The sequence below is a fragment of the Hyphomicrobium sp. CS1GBMeth3 genome, from assembly GCF_900117455.1.
GTDB lineage: Bacteria > Pseudomonadota > Alphaproteobacteria > Rhizobiales > Hyphomicrobiaceae > Hyphomicrobium_C.
In genome coordinates this window covers 2211012-2227119 of the sequence record NZ_FPHO01000003.1, presented here as the reverse complement: position 1 = coordinate 2227119, position 16108 = coordinate 2211012, and the positions used below count along the sequence as shown (strand labels likewise).

Annotated in this window: 15 protein-coding genes; 7 read left to right on the top strand and 8 right to left on the bottom strand. The window is 64.1% G+C overall.

Going from position 1 to position 16108, the window contains the following annotated elements; all coding sequences use genetic code 11:
* The first annotated feature begins 78 nt into the window (after positions 1–78).
* Positions 79–435, top strand: coding sequence for a DUF1428 domain-containing protein (locus tag CS1GBM3_RS17865; protein WP_072396953.1), 357 nt, complete (start codon positions 79–81; stop codon positions 433–435).
* 38 nt (positions 436–473) lie between these two features.
* Here CS1GBM3_RS17865 and CS1GBM3_RS17860 read toward each other — a convergent pair whose 3' ends face one another.
* From CS1GBM3_RS17860 to CS1GBM3_RS17845, 4 genes are all read right to left on the bottom strand, one after another.
* Positions 474–791 (bottom strand): 2TM domain-containing protein, encoded by a 318-nt coding sequence (locus CS1GBM3_RS17860; protein WP_072396952.1) that lies wholly within the window; start codon positions 789–791, stop codon positions 474–476.
* A gap of 97 nt (positions 792–888) precedes the next feature.
* On the bottom strand, positions 889–1896 hold the full coding sequence (locus CS1GBM3_RS17855; RefSeq protein WP_072396951.1) for a hypothetical protein: 1008 nt from the start codon (positions 1894–1896) through the stop codon (positions 889–891).
* A gap of 109 nt (positions 1897–2005) precedes the next feature.
* Positions 2006–2215, bottom strand: a complete 210-nt coding sequence (locus tag CS1GBM3_RS17850) for a PspC domain-containing protein (protein ID WP_072396950.1) — start codon at positions 2213–2215, stop codon at positions 2006–2008.
* Positions 2216–2350: 135 nt separating this feature from the next.
* Positions 2351–3166: an extensin-like domain-containing protein gene (locus tag CS1GBM3_RS17845; protein WP_072396949.1), complete on the bottom strand. Its 816-nt coding sequence runs from the start codon at positions 3164–3166 to the stop codon at positions 2351–2353.
* Between the two features lie 574 nt (positions 3167–3740).
* On the opposite strand from CS1GBM3_RS17845, the gene rplU reads away from it, so the two are divergent.
* The 5 genes from rplU to CS1GBM3_RS17820 all read left to right on the top strand — a co-directional run bounded on the left by rplU (position 3741) and on the right by CS1GBM3_RS17820 (position 8238).
* On the top strand, positions 3741–4052 hold the full coding sequence (gene rplU / locus CS1GBM3_RS17840) for a 50S ribosomal protein L21 (RefSeq protein ID WP_072396948.1): 312 nt from the start codon (positions 3741–3743) through the stop codon (positions 4050–4052).
* A gap of 49 nt (positions 4053–4101) precedes the next feature.
* The gene (gene rpmA / locus CS1GBM3_RS17835; RefSeq protein WP_072396947.1) at positions 4102–4374 is read left to right on the top strand and encodes a 50S ribosomal protein L27; all 273 of its coding nucleotides are present in this window, start codon (positions 4102–4104) and stop codon (positions 4372–4374) included.
* Positions 4375–4477: 103 nt separating this feature from the next.
* Positions 4478–5011 (top strand): GNAT family N-acetyltransferase, encoded by a 534-nt coding sequence (locus CS1GBM3_RS17830; RefSeq protein ID WP_072397652.1) that lies wholly within the window; start codon positions 4478–4480, stop codon positions 5009–5011.
* Positions 5008–6048 (top strand): GTPase ObgE, encoded by a 1041-nt coding sequence (gene obgE, locus CS1GBM3_RS17825; RefSeq protein ID WP_072396946.1) that lies wholly within the window; start codon positions 5008–5010, stop codon positions 6046–6048. The genes CS1GBM3_RS17830 and obgE overlap by 4 nt, the downstream gene beginning before the upstream one ends.
* 354 nt (positions 6049–6402) lie before the next feature.
* Positions 6403–8238, top strand: a complete 1836-nt coding sequence (locus tag CS1GBM3_RS17820) for a L,D-transpeptidase family protein (RefSeq protein WP_072396945.1) — start codon at positions 6403–6405, stop codon at positions 8236–8238.
* Positions 8239–8337: 99 nt separating this feature from the next.
* On the opposite strand, the gene CS1GBM3_RS17815 is transcribed toward CS1GBM3_RS17820, so the two are convergent.
* From CS1GBM3_RS17815 to dnaE, 4 genes are all read right to left on the bottom strand, one after another.
* Positions 8338–8748, bottom strand: a complete 411-nt coding sequence (locus CS1GBM3_RS17815) for a hypothetical protein (protein ID WP_072396944.1) — start codon at positions 8746–8748, stop codon at positions 8338–8340.
* A 242-nt stretch (positions 8749–8990) separates the two neighbouring features.
* On the bottom strand, positions 8991–9647 hold the full coding sequence (locus CS1GBM3_RS17810) for a rhomboid family intramembrane serine protease (protein WP_072396943.1): 657 nt from the start codon (positions 9645–9647) through the stop codon (positions 8991–8993).
* Positions 9648–9792: 145 nt separating this feature from the next.
* Positions 9793–10548 (bottom strand): alpha/beta fold hydrolase, encoded by a 756-nt coding sequence (locus CS1GBM3_RS17805; protein ID WP_072396942.1) that lies wholly within the window; start codon positions 10546–10548, stop codon positions 9793–9795.
* 39 nt (positions 10549–10587) lie between these two features.
* Positions 10588–14130: a DNA polymerase III subunit alpha gene (gene dnaE / locus CS1GBM3_RS17800; RefSeq protein WP_072396941.1), complete on the bottom strand. Its 3543-nt coding sequence runs from the start codon at positions 14128–14130 to the stop codon at positions 10588–10590.
* 356 nt (positions 14131–14486) lie between these two features.
* Here dnaE and ubiB point away from each other — a divergent pair, with 356 nt between their 5' ends.
* Positions 14487–16088 carry a 2-polyprenylphenol 6-hydroxylase gene (gene ubiB, locus CS1GBM3_RS17795; RefSeq protein ID WP_072396939.1) on the top strand — a complete coding sequence of 534 codons (1602 nt, stop codon included), beginning with the start codon at positions 14487–14489 and terminating at the stop codon, positions 16086–16088.
* Positions 16089–16108 lie beyond the last annotated feature (20 nt).

The window sequence follows — 16108 nt, the reverse complement described above, 5'->3', positions numbered from 1 at the left end:
TCAATCTTGTTTGCTGACCCTGTCGGATATCGCTGCTTACGTTCGTCCTCTGCGAGAAACGCGAAAGGAGCAAATCCAATGGCCTATGTGGACGGTTTCCTGCTGGTGGTGCCCACCGATAAAATCGACGAGTACAAGAAGATCGCGAAGAAGGCCGGCAAGATCTGGCTGGAGTACGGCGCGCTAGAGTACCGCGAATGCGTGGGCGAACATCTCGACATGCCGTTCGGGCGTCCTTTCCCGAAGCTTCTGAAGCTCAAGCCCGACGAAACGGCCGTGTTCTCGTGGATCGTCTACAAATCACGCGCGCATCGTGATCAGGTCAACGCCAAGGTGATGCAGGACAAGCGGCTTGCCGGCATGGATCCGAAGACCATGCCGTTCGACATGAAAAAGATGTCGATGGGCGGGTTTGACGTGCTGGTGTCGCTATAAGGGGGCTTGCCGCAATGGCACGCGGTGGGCCGCACGCGCTACTGCCCACTCGTGGGGTCGGATGCTCCCGGCGATCCCGCGGCAGAGGCCCCTGTCCTGCGCTCCAGCTCCGCGCGCCGGCGCTCGCGCGCTTCGTGCTCACGCCGGGGCCGAAGCACGAATATCGTGTAGGCGTGAAATGCGACGCCGATACCCCAACCAAGCACGACCCACTGAATCCAGAACGCGCCGCCGCTGATCAGATTCACGACGGCGAGCGCGGCGATCACGGACAGGAAGACGATGAAATGCGTGTAGAAGCCGTTGATGGCCTTGTCGCGCTCGCTCTCCATGAGATGCTCGAAGAGATCGTCCATGGCCAAGCCTCCAGTTCGTTCTGTGCGGGCGGCGATCCTACACCGGCTGGTGTGCGGAACGTGCTTCCTACGGAACAGTCACATCCCGCGAGCTGTGTCAGGCGGCGAGGTCGAGCGGCTCTGTCGCCGGACGCATCGCCTCGAAGCCTTGTGCCACGAGACGACCCTCCGCCGCATCTGAGATCATGGCGAGGCGCGTCGTCGGATTCAACACCGGCGGTGCGAGCCACGAAAAATCGGTTACGAGATCAGGAATGATGCGGTGCATCATGGCGGCGCGCTCAGCGCTCTGCTTGCCGCGTGACCGCCCGCGCCAGCCGGGCGCCTCCCAGTGGTTGGCGGCAACGGTGGGCCCCGTGTGCACGCGCGCTTCCGTCTCCGTACGCTCGATCACGACCGTCTCGCTCGCCCTGACGCCGGCCAGCGAAAAGATGGCAGGTGTCGATATCGGCTCGCGCGTCAGCCGCTCGCGGGCTTCGGCAAAGTCGGCTGCGCTTTCGAAGACCGAGCGCAGCAGGTGGGCGGGTGTCGGGTGCGGCATGGTCCAAACGCGGCGGCGGCTCACGGCCCAGTCGAGCACGTAGAACCCCACGGCCTTGCGCATCGGTGCCTGGTTGAGGGCGGCGGAGAAGCGCCCGGGGGCCATGGCGGTCAGCACGCCTGTGTAGCCCGGCCAAGTCAGCGTGACGAAGCGGCCGCGCGGGCTCGGGACGCGGGCGGCGATGATGTGACGGCCGAGCCCGGGCGTGCGCCAGTCGAGCACGCGCACGAGGCGGGCGCTCTTGCGGCCAGGGCCCGGCGCGACGCGGCAGGTGCAGGCCCATTCGTAATTCACGGATAGAAAATAAGCGCCGGGGCGTTTCAGCCGCGCGGCGATTGCGTCGATCTCACCGAGATGGGCGTTCTTCCATTTGGCCAGCCAACGGCGCGAGACCTTGTCGAGCTGGCGCAGCGCCGCCGACGGCAGTGGACCGGTTGCGAGATCGAGCAGATCGTGAGCACGCGCCTCGTGTGCCACGAGCGTTTCCATGGCGAACGATGGACCCGTGTCGAGCACCGGAATCGGCTCAAGCCTGTCGGCAGGGGCAAGCGCGGCAGACGTCATGGGCGCGACGGCCTCCCGCCGTCTCGAGACGCGTGTTGTGACAAAGGTAAAGGAAGGTGAGTTCACCTCTGCGTCAAGCCGAGGAATTACCAAGGGATCTGGGCAGCGCTCAGTCGCGCGGCATGATGATCCACAAGAGGAGGTAGGTCAGAATGCCCGGGAAGCCAATCGAGACGATTGTGGCGACGACATAGAGGAACCGCACAAGCGTCGGGTCCCAGCCGAGCCACCGCGCGATGCCTCCGCAAACACCGGCGATAATCGCGCCTTGGCTCACCCGGCGCAGTCCTGGGGAGGTGTAGAGAGTAGGATCCGACATCGTTCTCAAATCTCAGCGTCAGACGACAGCTGACAGCTGACGTTGAGCATAATTCGCCCGCGCGACGATCTGTTCCGCGACGAAGGCTATGGGATCGTTTGCGCGGCGTTTTCAGGAGAGATCCCGAGCGTGCGCTCAGCGGCAATAGCCGCGACCGCGGCGCGGGATCAGATCGAGGTGGAAGTGATCCCGGTGCGGATCGTTGGCTTCGGGGCCAAGCACGGTGCCGAACTCGTCGCACGCGCCACCATGGATGGCGCGCAGGAATAGGGCCTCCTTGGTGGGCTTGGCCGACTTGGCATCCGGCGCGGGATCGGCCTTTTTCGACGCCGTGTCTCCTGTACCCGCCTTTTCCTCGGACACCGCGAGGGACGCCTGCGTCACCAGACGATCCTGTTTGCCGCCGCGCATCGCATCTTTCTTGCTCGTGGCCGCCTTGCTCTCGGCGACGGCCTCATTGGCAGAGGCCGCTTTGCTTTTGGCCTTCTCCTTGGCTTCCGCCTTGGCGCGCGCTTCCGCCTGAGCCTTGATATCGCGCGCCGTCAGCCCCCAGCCCCGCAACACGCGGATGGTGCGGCCGTTGGCCAGCGAGAAGGCACCGATGTCGATGGCATTGGCGAGCGCGTGCTGGCTCAGGCGCCCGTTCGGGCGGTGATAGATATTGCGGCAAACGTAGCCGGACGCGCCGAGGATGCCTGTGACGTCGGATTTGAACCTGGCACGGGCCTCAGGCTGAAGCGTGGACTTCGTCCAACCTGCCAGCGCCGCAACCATGCGGCAATTGACCTGCACGGGCGGGCTGAACTTCACACGCGTCGCACCGGAGCCGACGCTCTTGAGCCGCACGGGTGCGGGCAGACCGCATTGGCCCTTCTTGACGGGCTCGAGATAGTCGAACTCGGCGGGCACGCCGGCAAGCAAGTGCATGCACTGCTCGCGCGCGAGCGTCACTTCTTGCTCCGGCCATACGTCGGGCGGTGGCTCGGCAATTGCCGGTGCGGCCGGCGATTGGTGGGCCGGGACCGCAGGGGCCTGGGCGGACGGCGTGGTGGGCGCAGGGGCTTTTTGGGTGGCTGCGGCGGGTTTATCCGGTTCGGGTTGTAGAGGACGCGGAGGAGCTGGGAGCGCAAAGGCCAGCAGTAAGCCCGTCAGCACCACGTGCGACAGGCCAGACGACAATGCTGGTATCGGTTCCTCTCTCCGCCCCATGGCCATCCATCTGCCATCGCTGAAAAAGCTGCCTCCCCCGCTACCTGTAAACTATACATGCTCAGCGGCTAAGGATCCCTTAGAGAGAACGAAAAAGTCTTAGGTATGTCTCGGCCCCCCAACAGATTGACTTTCAAAGGGATCTCGATCATAAGGGCGCCAGCGCAGGGGGCTTTTCGGCTCTCGGTGCAAAGAGCGCTGCCCGAGGCTCCGGTTGCATTTCCAAGCAACTTATTGAAAAGCGTGCATTAATTTGCACCGCCACAGGGCGCGGACCAGAACCCAGAGCGCGAACTCGCGCGGAAAGAGGCCATTCATGTACGCAGTCATCAAGACGGGCGGCAAGCAATATCGCGTCGCCAAGGACGACGTCCTGACTGTCGAGAAGCTCGACGGGGACGCCGGAGCCAAGATCGAATTCACCGAGGTTCTGCTCGTCGGCGCGGGCGACGACGTCAAGGTCGGCAAGTCGCTGCCGGACGGCGCCAAGGTTACCGCCGAGCTCGTCGAGCAGACGCGCGGCCCCAAGGTCATCGCCTTCAAGAAGCGCCGCCGCAAGAACTCGCGTCGTAAGCGCGGGCATCGTCAGGATCTGACGACCATCCGCATCACGGGCATCTCGGCCTAAGGACCACACGAGCGCGCAAGCCGCTGCTCGATCAGAAGGACCCCACGTCATGGCACAAAAGAAAGCCGGCGGCTCAACCAAGAACGGCCGCGACTCACATTCGAAGCGCCTCGGCATCAAGAAGTTCGGTGGCGAGCGCGTGATCCCGGGCAACATCCTCTGCCGCCAGCGCGGCACGCAGTGGCATCCGGGCTCGGGCGTCGGCATCGGCACCGATCACACCATCTTCGCTGTCACCGAGGGCACGGTCTCGTTCGAGACCAAGCGCAACGGACGCATCTACATTTCCGTGCTGCCCGAAAAGGCCGTCGCCGCAGAGTAGCGCCGGGCCTCTACCAACCGCCGAGGGGGAGATGGGCGCCATCTCCCCCTTTTTGCTTTTCTCCAACCCTCATATGCTCGGTCTCCCAAACGTCCGGACCTCCATGCAAAAGCCGATCAAGACCCGACGGCTCGTGCTGCGCGCACTCAAGGACAGCGACGTGCCGCAACTGACGCGGCTCGCCGGCGATTGGGACGTGGCACGCATGACGGCGCGGATCCCCTACCCCTATTCGGAGGCGATGGCGCGCGAGTGGCTGGCGTCGCTGGCACCCGGCGAGTTCGTGCGCGCGGTGACGTTCGGAGGAACGCTCGTCGGCGCCGTGGGCTATGTGCCAAACGATGACGGATCGGCCGAGATCGGCTACTGGATCGGGCGGCCATGGTGGGGACGCGGCTTTGCCAGCGAGGCGGCGCGGGCGCTCGTGCGCTACTGTTTCACCACCGCCGGGTTCAAGCGGCTCACCTGCTGCCATTTCGAGGACAACCTCGCCTCCGCGCGCGTGGTCCGGAAGCTCGGCTTTCGGGCAAAGGGCGTGGTGGAGACTTGGTCCGACGCGCGCCAGGGCGAATATCCGGCCCGCACCTATGAGCGCGCGCGTCCGCTCAGGGCGGTTTTGTGGAGGATCACGGCATGAAGTTCCTCGACCTCGCCAAGATCTACATCAAGGCCGGTGACGGCGGCGATGGCTGCATCGGTTTCCGGCGCGAGAAGTTCATCGAGTTCGGCGGACCGGACGGCGGCGACGGCGGACGCGGCGGCGACGTCGTGATCGAATGCGTGGCCAATCTCAACACGCTGATCGACTACCGCTACCAGCAGCACTTCAAGGCGCAGCGCGGCATCAACGGCATGGGCCGCAACCGGGCTGGCGCCAACGGCAATGACTGCATCGTCAAGGTGCCTCCGGGCACGGTCGTGCTGGCGGAGGACCAGGAGACGGTGCTCGTCGAGATGACCGAGCCCGGGCAGCGCTTCGTCGTGGCGCATGGCGGCAATGGCGGCTTCGGCAACGCACATTTCAAGAGCGCGACCAATCAGGCGCCGCGGCACGCCAATCCCGGGCTGCCGGGCGAGGAAATGACGATCTGGCTCAGGCTCAAGCTGATCGCGGACGCTGGGCTCGTGGGTCTGCCGAACGCCGGCAAATCCACGTTTCTCGCTGCCGTCTCGGCAGCAAAACCCAAGATCGCCGATTACCCCTTCACGACGCTTCACCCCAACCTCGGCGTGGTCCGCGCCGGCGAAAGCGACTTCGTGTTGGCTGACATCCCCGGCCTGATCGAGGGCGCCCACGAAGGCGCCGGACTTGGCACGCGCTTCCTCGGCCACGTGGAGCGGACTCAGGTGCTGCTGCACCTCGTCGACGCGACCCAGGAGGACGTGGCTGAGGCGTACCGGACGGTCCGGCGCGAGCTCAAGGCCTATGGCGGCGAACTCACCAAGAAAAAAGAGATCGTGGCGCTCTCGAAATGCGACGCTGTCGACGAGGAGACGCTGGCCGAGCGCCTCGCCGCGTTGCAGAAGGCGGCGCGCAAAAAACCGCTCGCACTGTCGGCCGTCTCGGGCCTTGGCGTGAAGGACGCGCTCTTTGCACTCTCGCGCGAGATAAGGCGTGCCAAGGCCGACGAGAGCGCGGCCAACGAAGCAGACATCACGCCCTGGCGTCCCTAAGCTCGCCTCCGCTCGTCACGTTTGCAGTTACGGGGCTTCCCATAGGCAGCCCCCCGGGTTGCAGCGGCCTTAAGGCGTTCCCATTCTGATGATAAGTTCGCCATCCTGCGGTGGAACTACGCGACCGAAGTTCCAGTTGGATCTACGAGTCGACGAAGCACGCAAAATTCGGAACAAGCGGAGATAATTCGATAACTCCTGCCAGGTAACCTGTTGAAGTCGAACCCGTCATGATCCACAAATTGCACCGTTGGAAAGGGCACGAACATGGCCCCAAGACGGTCATTCAAAGAGAAGCTTAGGGGGTTTACGGTGCTTTTTACCTCGTCCCAATACGCCCGGGCGAAAGCAAACATGTTGCGTCTCAGTGGCGCTGCGTTGGCCATTGCCCTGCTCAGCCCGGTGGTTGCACCGGAGCCCGCGGAAGCGCAGTCCGAGCGCAGAAGCAAGCAGCAGGTCTCACGTCCCGCGCAGCCAATCTCGGCAGAAGCCCCCCTGCTCTCGCTGGTCTCACTCAACCAGCAGCGCATGTTCGTGTACGATGCCAACGGCTTCGTCGTGCAGACGCGTGTCTCCTCCGGCCGCACGGGCCACGAGACGCCCAAGGGCATCTACAGCATTCTCGAGAAGAAGGTCGACCACACGTCGAACATCTACCTCGACGCCAAGATGCCCCATATGCAGCGCCTGACGATGACCGGCATCGCGCTGCACGGCGGCGTTATCCCAGGCTACGCGGCCTCGGGGGGCTGCGTGCGGTTGCCGTTCGATTTCGCGCGCCGTTTCTTCAGCATGACCGACCTCGGCCAGCGCGTTGTCATTGCGCCTGACGTTCACGCCCCGGTTCAGTTGGAGCACAGCCTGCTGTTCGCGGCCTTGCCGTCGGCGGCGGCATCGGCGCCGGAGCGGCGGGCTGAGAGTACGGGCGACAAGGCGAGGCGGATCGGCTCGGATGTGGCTGAAACGCTGCTTGGCGTGACGTCCGCGCATGCAGCAACGGAACCGCAGGCCGGCGCCGTTCGCACGCAAGAGAGCGCCGCCGAGGCGCGCCGAGCCGAGCGCACTAGGCTCGCCGACGCCGTCGCTGCGGCGGAGGATCGGGTGAGCAAGGGTGGCGAAAAGCAGAAGGCTGCTCAGGCGACGCTTTCCGAGGCCCGGACGGCCGCCCAATCGACCGCCACCGCTTCGTCCCGCGCAGCGCGCGCTGCATCCAAGGCGGAGGCGACGCTCAAGACCGCGGAACGCACGCTGAAGCGTGCCAGCTCGCGCATTCCCAAGGATACGTCGAAGATGCGCTCCGACAGGCTCGACGCGCTGCGCCAGCAGGAAGCGGCCGAGCGCGAACGGGTCGCCAAGGCAGCAGAAGAGGTGCGGGTCACGGGCGAAGCGGCAAAGTCTGCGGCGGATGCTGCCGAGGCCGCCAAGCAGGCCGTTGCCGAGGCGCAGGAGGCTGTGAAGGCTGCCCGGGACGAGATCAAGGACGCTGGCGTTGCCGAGAAGGACACCAAGAAGGCGCTCGCGGCTTTCGATCGGCAAGAACAGAACCGTGCACTTCCCGTGTCCGTGTTCGTCAGCTCCGCAACCGGTACCGTGTCCGTGCGGCAGGGCAACGAGGAAGTTCTGACGGTCGAGGCGACGATCGAGAACCCCGACGTCCCGCTCGAAACCTTCATGTTCACGGCCGTCAAGTGGAAGGATGAAAGCGCCCAGACAGAGCTGGTATGGCACGCGACAGAAGTGACCGATGACGAAAACGCGATGTTTGCGTCCGTCAGCGACGAGGGAAGCTCACGGCGCAACAGGCAGGCTCAATCTGCCCCGCTTCCGCCGGAGACCGACGCGGACAAGGCGGCGCGTACGCTCGACCGCATCAAGATCCCGCGGGAGGTTTCTGACCGCATCGCAGAAGTCGTGAAGCCGGGCTCGGTGCTGATCGTCTCGAGCTATGACGTGTCGCGCAGCGAGATGAAGTATCCGGGCACGGACTTCATCGTGCAGATGCCGGAGGTCGTGGCCAAGATCACCAAGCCGACGCCCCGGCCTTCCCCCCGGGAGGAATACTACGCGGATGAGGGCGGCTTCTTTTTCTTCAACGGTCCCAGCTATTCGAACTCGTACTACCGGGATAGGGATCGTGATCGTGACCGCCGGAAGCGGCGTACAGGCGGCTCCAAGTCGTTCTTCTGGTAAGAAGCCCGAACTGCAGAAATCAAAAGACCCCGCGGCTCAGAGGCCGCGGGGTCTTTGCTTTGAAACCGTTGATCCGTCCGGGCGCTGAACGCGTGGTGCCTAGATGTCCTGATCGCGGTGCGTGATTTGGAGCGAGCCGAGAACCGTACCGCTCCAGCGCTCCACCTTTTCGGGCAGAAACGTGAAGCTCTGCAGCTTGTAGACCAAGCCCTGCTCCATGACCGTCACTTCTTTGCCTGGAACAGCCATGGCCGGCAGGTAGGGCGCGCAAGATGCCTTGGCGATCCGCTTGTTGACGGCGTTGGCGGCCATGACCTCGGTCTCGCCGCGCGCTTTGAAGTTCAGAAATGCGATCTGATCGGCCTTGGCGTCGCAGAAATAGCCTCGGACCCGCTCGGCTGCCTTGTCGCTGCCGGCGGAAGCGCCATGCGCCAGGATCGCCGCGCCGAGCGCAGCCAGAACCACAGTCTTCTTCAGGGAAAAAGCACCGGAGACGAAGCCATCAGGCATTTTTGACCTCCAAGGGTTCGAGACGGATCACGGCGCGCCGGCCGTATGCCCTTCCTCGACGTATCCGTCCCTTTTGCAGGTCGTTTCTTATTTTTCCCGATATGCTAAGTGAAACTTTGCAACGTCACAAGTGATATGTTTGCATACGCACCACTGGAATGCCCTCACTTTGAGGGCTGCTCTTGCTGCAATGCAGCATACTATGCTGCTCCGCGGTATGCTATGCGACGCGGACGCTGACGTCACGCGATACGGTCAGGCCGGCGGAGACCGCCGAACAGAACCCCCAACACCAAGCCCGCCACGAAGCCCCCAACGTGGGCCATATAGGCGACGCCGCCCGTGTCGGTCTGGGCGGTACTCGCGATGGAGCCGACGCCGCTCACAACCTGCAAGACGACCCAGAACCCGAGAACAATGATGGCTGGCATGGCCACCACCTGCCGGCCGAGCAGGACATCAACACGAGCTTTCGGAAACATCAGGAGATAGGCGCCGAGGACGCCTGCTATGGCGCCCGATGCGCCGACGTTGGGAATGCTCGACTCCGGGTTGACGGTGTACTGAGCGAATGTCGCCGCCAAGCCAGCGGCGAGATAGAAGAGGAGATAGCGAACCGGACCGAAACGATCCTCGACATTGTCTCCAAAGATCCAGAGGTAGAGCATATTGCCACCGAGATGCAGCCAACCGCCGTGCATGAACATGGCGGAAAGGATGGTCACGGAATCGGCGGCAGGATCGTCCGAGAAACGAGCAGGGATGAATGCCCATTCGGTGATGAGAGCGGTGCCGCGCTGCAGCTCGAGCAGGAAGACCGCGACGTTGATGGCGATCAGCGCGTAAGTCACGACCGGCGTGGATCGCCGCGCGCTGTTGTCATCTCCGATCGGGAACATGGATGCTCCTCGATATCGATTCGCCGCTGACACCCTTCGCAGGGTACCTGCTTGTCAGTGCATCATGATTCAGCCGCGCGTTTAAGTGCGCACGTGCACGTGCGCTGCAATTTTGCCGCGTGCTTGATGCGAATGGGGTACAGGCCTAAGCGCGCAACGCGCGCGCGACGTCAAGCTCGGCCGGCTCGCAGAAGCCGCGGCGAATGGCTTCGCTCATCGTTCCGAAGTGGCCGGAGTCGACGTACGTGATCTCGGCTGCCGGGAGCTCGCGGCGCACGGCTGCGATGAGACCTTCGCGGCGGGCTTCCGGGATCAGCTCGTCCTTGAGGCCGATTACAAAGCGGCTGTCCGGGGCGAGATTGCTCAGGTTCTCGACCGTGTGAAGGCCATGCATGACCTGTGTGAAATCCGAGAGCCGATAGCCCTTCGACTGCGCGAGTTCTTTGACTTGCCGCGAGGCGGGGCTAGCCCACAATGTCAGATCTCCGCGATCTGCGGACACGATGGAGCAGAGGCGCGCGCCGATGCGGTTGGCGAGAACGGTCGCAACAGCGTTGCCGATGCTCAGTCCGACGACCAGCAGTCGCGCCGGATCGATGCTTTTGCGGGCGATGATGCGCTCCGCGTCGTTCACGACCGCATGCACGGCCTCGACGCAAAGCTCCGGCTCGGAGCTAACGATGGCGCGCGGCATCTCATAACAAGCAAGAAAGCTCGGCGGCACGATGCGCGAGGCTTGCGCCAGCCGATACGGCATGCGCCACGGCAAAAAACACATCAACGTTGCGTTCGGATCGCCATCGACACGGAGAAAGGCCGTTGACGTGTCGTCACCGACGGAACGCGGACGAAAGAGATCTTGACCCAACGAATAGAGCATGGCCCTCAGAACGCTGTACATAAGCCAATTGTTCCGGGAGCAACCTAGCGCTCAAATTCGTCAGCTTTCGATCACCTCCAACACGCCGGGCACAGTTGTGATGCGGCCAATTGTCTTCGCGGAGAGATCGTAGCGGCCCTTCGGTGCGATCGGCACGGGCTGCTCGTAATCCGCGAGCTGCAGCTCGATCATGGCTTCGCCCTTTCCCGGACGCAGCAGAGACTTCAATTGCTCGAGACCAGCGGGATTACGGCTTAGTGCGTCGCCATCGACGAGAATGCGTACGGAGCGCGGGATCTGCTCCACAGCCTCGTCGAGCGATTTCACGTTCTGAACGCGCATTTTCAACGCATCGCCATCGCGCTCAGCTTCAACGTCGAGCAGCACGGCAGTTCCGGACTCCAGAAGTTGGCGGGAAGCGGCCAGCGTATCGGAGAAGATCACCGCCTCGAACTGGCCGCTCGTGTCGGAGAACATCGCAAACGCGAATTTGTTGCCTTTTTGCGAGCGGCGTTCACGTGCGGAAATGACTATCCCTGCGAGACGTCCCGCTGAGACACCGCGCGCGCTTGCGGCCTCGAAATCCACGTATCGATAGACGTTCAGCTTCGCGAGCGCCTTCTCGTACTGATCGAGCGGGTGGCCAGAGAGGAAGAAGCCGATCGCGTCGAACTCCTTTTGCAGTTTTTCCATCGGCGTCCAGGATTCGGCGGGCTTGAGCTTCAGGACGACGGAGGCGGTGTTGGATTCCATGCCACCCAGAAGGCTGATCTGGCCGGTGTGCTCCTCGTCGGCCTTCTTGCCCGCCTCCGCCATCATCGCGTCCGCGTTTCCATAGACGAGCGCGCGATTTCTCTCGAGCGCATCGAACGCGCCGCCGGCTGCCAGCGTTTCCAGAGCGCGCTTGTTGACGGCCTTGGTGTTGATGCGGGACGCGAAATCCGCGAGTGACGCGAATGCGCCCTTGGCGTTGCGGCTTTCAACGATGGTCTCGACAGCAGAGGCGCCGATGTTCTTCAAGGCGGCGAGCGCATACCGAATGGCACCCGGCTTGTCGCCGCTCTTCGGCGGCTCGGCAAGGAACTCGACCTCCGAGGCATTGACGCATGGCGGCAGCACGCGGATGCCGCTCTTCTTGGCTTCCGCTGCGAACATCGCGAGCTTGTCGGTGTTGCCGGCGTCGAGCGTCATGGAGGCGGCCAGAAACTCCTCGCGGAAGTTCGCCTTCATGTACGCCGTGTGATAGCTGACCAGCGCGTAAGCGGCTGCGTGGGACTTGTTGAAGCCGTAGCCCGCGAACTTGTCGACCAGCTCGAAGATGTAGATGGCGTCGTCCTTCTTGACGCTGTTCTTCAGCGCACCTTCGACAAAGCGTGCCTGCTGACGCGCCATCTCGTCCTTGTCCTTCTTGCCCATGGCGCGGCGCAGAAGGTCTGCGTCGCCGAGCGAGTAGCCGGCCATGACCTGCGCGATCTGCATCACCTGCTCCTGGTAGATGATGACGCCGTAGGTCTCCTTCAGAATGCCTTCCAGCATCGGATGCAGGTAGTCGACCGGCTCCTCGCCGTGCTTGCGGTTGATGTAAGTCGGGATGTTGTCCATCGGGCCGGGGCGATAGAGCGCCACCATGGCGATGATGTCTTCGAACCGGTCAGGCTTCAGCCGCTTCAAGCTTTCGCGCATGCCCGTGCTTTCGAGCTGGAACACGCCCGCCGTGTCGGCTTTCGCGAGGAGTTCGTAGGATTTTCGGTCGTCGAGCGGCAGACCCAGGAGATCGACGTCGATGCCGCGCCCGCGCTTCACGAGTTCGACGGCCTTGGTCAGAACCGTCAACGTCTTGAGACCGAGGAAGTCGAACTTCACGAGGCCCGCCGCCTCGACCATCTTCCAGTTGAACTGGGTGACGGGCATGTTCGACTTCGGATCGCGATAGAGCGGAACCAGCTCGTCGAGCGGGCGATCGCCGATCACCATGCCTGCTGCGTGGGTCGACGCGTGGCGATAGAGACCCTCGAGCTTCTGCGCCATCTCGAGCAGGCGCGCGACCAGCGGATCGGCGTCACGCTCCTCCTGCAGCTTCGGCTCGCCGTCGATGGCCTCCTGCAGCGTCACCGGATTTGCCGGGTTGTTCGGCACGAGCTTGCAGAGGCGATCGACCTGACCATAGGGCATCTGGAGCACGCGGCCGACGTCGCGCAGGACGGCGCGTGCCTGCAGCTTGCCGTGCGTGATGATCTGCGCCACGCGGTCTTCGCCGTACTTCTGCTGCACGTAGCGGATCGTTCGATCGCGCCGTTCCTGGCAGAAGTCGATGTCGAAGTCCGGCATCGAGATACGTTCGGGGTTGAGGAAGCGCTCGAACAGGAGGCCGAAGCGCAACGGATCGAGGTCGGTGATCGTGAGCGACCAGGCAACCAGCGAGCCCGCGCCGGAGCCGCGGCCCGGGCCGACCGGCACACCGTTTGACTTCGACCATTTGATGAAGTCGGCCACGATCAGGAAGTATCCCGGGAACTTCATGCGGGCGATGATGTCGAGCTCGTAGGCGAGCCGCTTGTCGTAGTCCTCGCGCGTGAAGCCCGGCGCCAGCTCGTTCACGGCGAGGCGCGCGCGTAACCCCTCCTCGGCCTGGCGATCGAGCTCGGCGGCCTCGGCGGCCAGCATCTCCTCGTCGCTCATACCGTCGGTCGCGGGCACGAAGCGCGGCAGGATAGGCTTGCGCTTCAGCGGGCGGTAGGCGCAGCGCTGTGCGATCTCAATCGTGCTTTCGAGCGCTTCGGGGAGATCGGCGAACAGCGTCGCCATTTCCTCGGCGCTTTTGAAATAGTGCTCGCGCGTGACGCGGCGGCGATTGTCCTCGGTCACCATGCGGCCGTCGGCGATGCAAATCAGCGCGTCGTGGGCCTCGTAATCGTCAGGCGTCGCGAAGTAGACCTCGTTGGTCGCCACCAAGGGGATGCCGAACTCGTAAGCGAGCGCGATCAGCTGCGGCTCGATCTCCTCCTCGGATTTGAGGCCGTGGCGCTGCAGCTCGACGTAGAGGCTGCCGTTGAAGATGCGGTGCAGGCGCGTGAGCCGCTCGCGGGCGAGATCGGCCTGGCCCTCCGACAGCGCGCTGCCGATGGGCCCGAGCGGGCCGCCGGTCAGAACGATCAACCCGTCGCGGTGTGCTTCGAGTGCTTCGAGCTTGATGTGCGTCGGATCGGCGGGATCGGGCAGCAGGAAGGCCTGGCTTCCGAGCTTGATCAGATTGGCGTAGCCCTTCTCGTTCGATGCAAGGAGCGCAAGCGGACCGGCAGGGCGCACGGGCGGCTCGTTCTGTCCGGCGCGCATCAGGGCGGCAGGGCCGCTCGCCGGCGCGCCGTCGCCAAAGTCGGTATCGTAGGTGCCGCCGACGATGGGCTGGATGCCGGCGCCCGCGAGCTTGTCCGAGAACTCGAGCGCGCCGAAGAGATTGTTGGTGTCCGTCAGGCCGATGGCCGGCATGCCGTTAGCTTCGGCGAGCTTGGCGATCTTGCCGATTGGCAGCGCCCCCTCGAGCAGGGAGTAGGCGCTATGGGTCTTGAGGTGGACGTATTTCGGAAGCGTCTGCTGCGCTGTCATTCGTGTCCCTACTGATCGTCAAAACCCCTCACCCGGAAGCCATCGGCCATGCGGAGCATGGCTTCGCCATGACCGATGACTTCCGACCTCTCCCTCAGGGAGAGGTGACGTACGTCGGCGCCCTTCATACCTTTCCCCGTCTGGGAGAGGTCGGCCGCGTAGGCGGCCGGGTGAGGGGTCACCGACGGTGAATAAAATTCACGCTTGGTCAGTTTTTGTAACCCGATTCGAAGGAGCCCTTGGGGGATGGCTCGGGCAGAGTTGTATGCTCCCCACGATCCACAGTCGATAGATGGCAACTCTGTCTGACGACGCGGCTTGCCAGGGACGGCCCGGGCCGGTACCGCTCTCGGGCAATGGCCAATGCAATCACCAACATCTGGCGGCTTTCGCGTGCGGGCATCGTGCTCGCGCAGCACGGGGTGCGCTTCGTGCCGAAAGGCCAGCCGGTGCCGCTGGCGCTCAAGCTCGCCAGGCTCGCGACGCTGCCGATCACGCTCATCGCGGCGCCGTTCAATGCCGGCAAGCCGAAGACGCGGCGGATATCGTCAGCTCTGGCGGCGCTCGGACCGTCCTATATCAAGCTCGGGCAGTTCCTGGCGACGCGCGCCGACGTGATCGGGCCGGAGCTGGCGAGCGACCTCAGCCACCTGCAGGACCGCATGCCGCCGTTCAGCATGGCGGAGGCGCGGCGGGCTGTCGAGGAGGCGCTCGGCGGCACGCTCGAAGACCATTTCGTCGAGTTCGGGCCGCCGGTGGCGGCGGCCTCCATCGCGCAGGTGCACAAGGCAATGACCGTTGGCCGCGACGGGCAGCGCCGTGAGGTGGCGGTCAAGATCCTGCGGCCCGGCGTCGAGAAGCGCTTCAAGCGCGACCTCGACAGCTATTTCTTCGCCGCGCAGCTCATCGAACGCGTGCACGCGCCGTCGCGGCGCTTGAAGCCGGTGGCCGTGGTCGAGAACCTCGCGCGCACGACCGAGCTCGAGATGGATCTCAGGCTCGAGGGCGCGGCGATCTCGGAGATGGCCGAGAACATCGGCAGCGCGGACACCACATTCCGCGTGCCTGTCGTCGACTGGACGCGCACCGCCAAGCGCGTGCTGACCACGGACTGGATCGACGGCATTCCGATCTCGGATCACGAGCGGCTACGCGCGCAGGGGTACGACCTCAAGGCGCTCGGGCTCGTCGTCCTCCGGAGCTTTCTCACGCACGCCATGCGTGACGGCTTCTTCCATGCCGACATGCACCAGGGCAACCTGTTCGTCGACCGGCAGGGGCGCGTCACCGCTGTCGACTTCGGTATCATGGGGCGGCTGGGGCACAAGGAGCGACGCTTCCTGGCCGAGATCCTGCACGGCCTGATCACGCGTGATTACAAACGCGCGGCGGAGGTGCACTTCTGGGCCGGATACGTGCCGCCTCATCATCCCGTCGAAGTGTTCGCGCAGGCGCTGCGCGCCATCGGCGAGCCGATCCATGGGCGGACGGCGGACGAGATCTCGATGGCCGATCTCCTCGGCCAGCTCTTCGCCTACACGGAAGTCTTCGACATGCAAACGCGGCCCGAGCTGATCCTGCTGCAGAAGAGCATGGTCATCGTCGAGGGCGTGGCGCGCGGCCTCGATCCGTCGCTCAACATGTGGACGGCGGCCGAGCCCGTCGCGAAAGAGTGGGTCGAAGCCAATTATGGCGCGCGGGGCGCGGTGAAGAAGGCGGGCGAGGGCGCGTCGACGCTGGCGCGCGTACTGGCGGACGTGCCGGATATGCTCGCGGAAGCCGAGCGGGCATTTGTGGGCCTTTCGCAGATGGCGCGCGAGGGGATCAGGCTGGATCCAGAAACCGTCGAGCGCCTTTCGAGCGCGTCGAGCCGGCGCGAGAGATTGACACGCATCGCAACCTGGATCGGCGCCCTGAGCCTCGCGGCGCTGGCTGCGAAGTATGTGGGCCTCATCTGAATCCTGGATTTTCCGACGCG

Coding starts and splice junctions, on each gene's coding strand:
- CS1GBM3_RS17820 (WP_072396945.1), top strand. CDS start 6,403: ATGTTGCGTCTCAGTGGCGCTGCGTTGGCCATTGCCCTGCTCAGCCCG.
- CS1GBM3_RS17850 (WP_072396950.1), bottom strand. CDS start 2,215: ATGTCGGATCCTACTCTCTACACCTCCCCAGGACTGCGCCGGGTGAGC.
- CS1GBM3_RS17830 (WP_072397652.1), top strand. CDS start 4,478: ATGCAAAAGCCGATCAAGACCCGACGGCTCGTGCTGCGCGCACTCAAG.
- CS1GBM3_RS17805 (WP_072396942.1), bottom strand. CDS start 10,548: ATGTACAGCGTTCTGAGGGCCATGCTCTATTCGTTGGGTCAAGATCTC.
- CS1GBM3_RS17865 (WP_072396953.1), top strand. CDS start 79: ATGGCCTATGTGGACGGTTTCCTGCTGGTGGTGCCCACCGATAAAATC.
- CS1GBM3_RS17860 (WP_072396952.1), bottom strand. CDS start 791: ATGGACGATCTCTTCGAGCATCTCATGGAGAGCGAGCGCGACAAGGCC.
- rpmA (WP_072396947.1), top strand. CDS start 4,102: ATGGCACAAAAGAAAGCCGGCGGCTCAACCAAGAACGGCCGCGACTCA.
- ubiB (WP_072396939.1), top strand. CDS start 14,487: ATGGCCAATGCAATCACCAACATCTGGCGGCTTTCGCGTGCGGGCATC.
- CS1GBM3_RS17855 (WP_072396951.1), bottom strand. CDS start 1,896: ATGACGTCTGCCGCGCTTGCCCCTGCCGACAGGCTTGAGCCGATTCCG.
- rplU (WP_072396948.1), top strand. CDS start 3,741: ATGTACGCAGTCATCAAGACGGGCGGCAAGCAATATCGCGTCGCCAAG.
- CS1GBM3_RS17815 (WP_072396944.1), bottom strand. CDS start 8,748: ATGCCTGATGGCTTCGTCTCCGGTGCTTTTTCCCTGAAGAAGACTGTG.
- dnaE (WP_072396941.1), bottom strand. CDS start 14,130: ATGACAGCGCAGCAGACGCTTCCGAAATACGTCCACCTCAAGACCCAT.
- CS1GBM3_RS17810 (WP_072396943.1), bottom strand. CDS start 9,647: ATGTTCCCGATCGGAGATGACAACAGCGCGCGGCGATCCACGCCGGTC.
- obgE (WP_072396946.1), top strand. CDS start 5,008: ATGAAGTTCCTCGACCTCGCCAAGATCTACATCAAGGCCGGTGACGGC.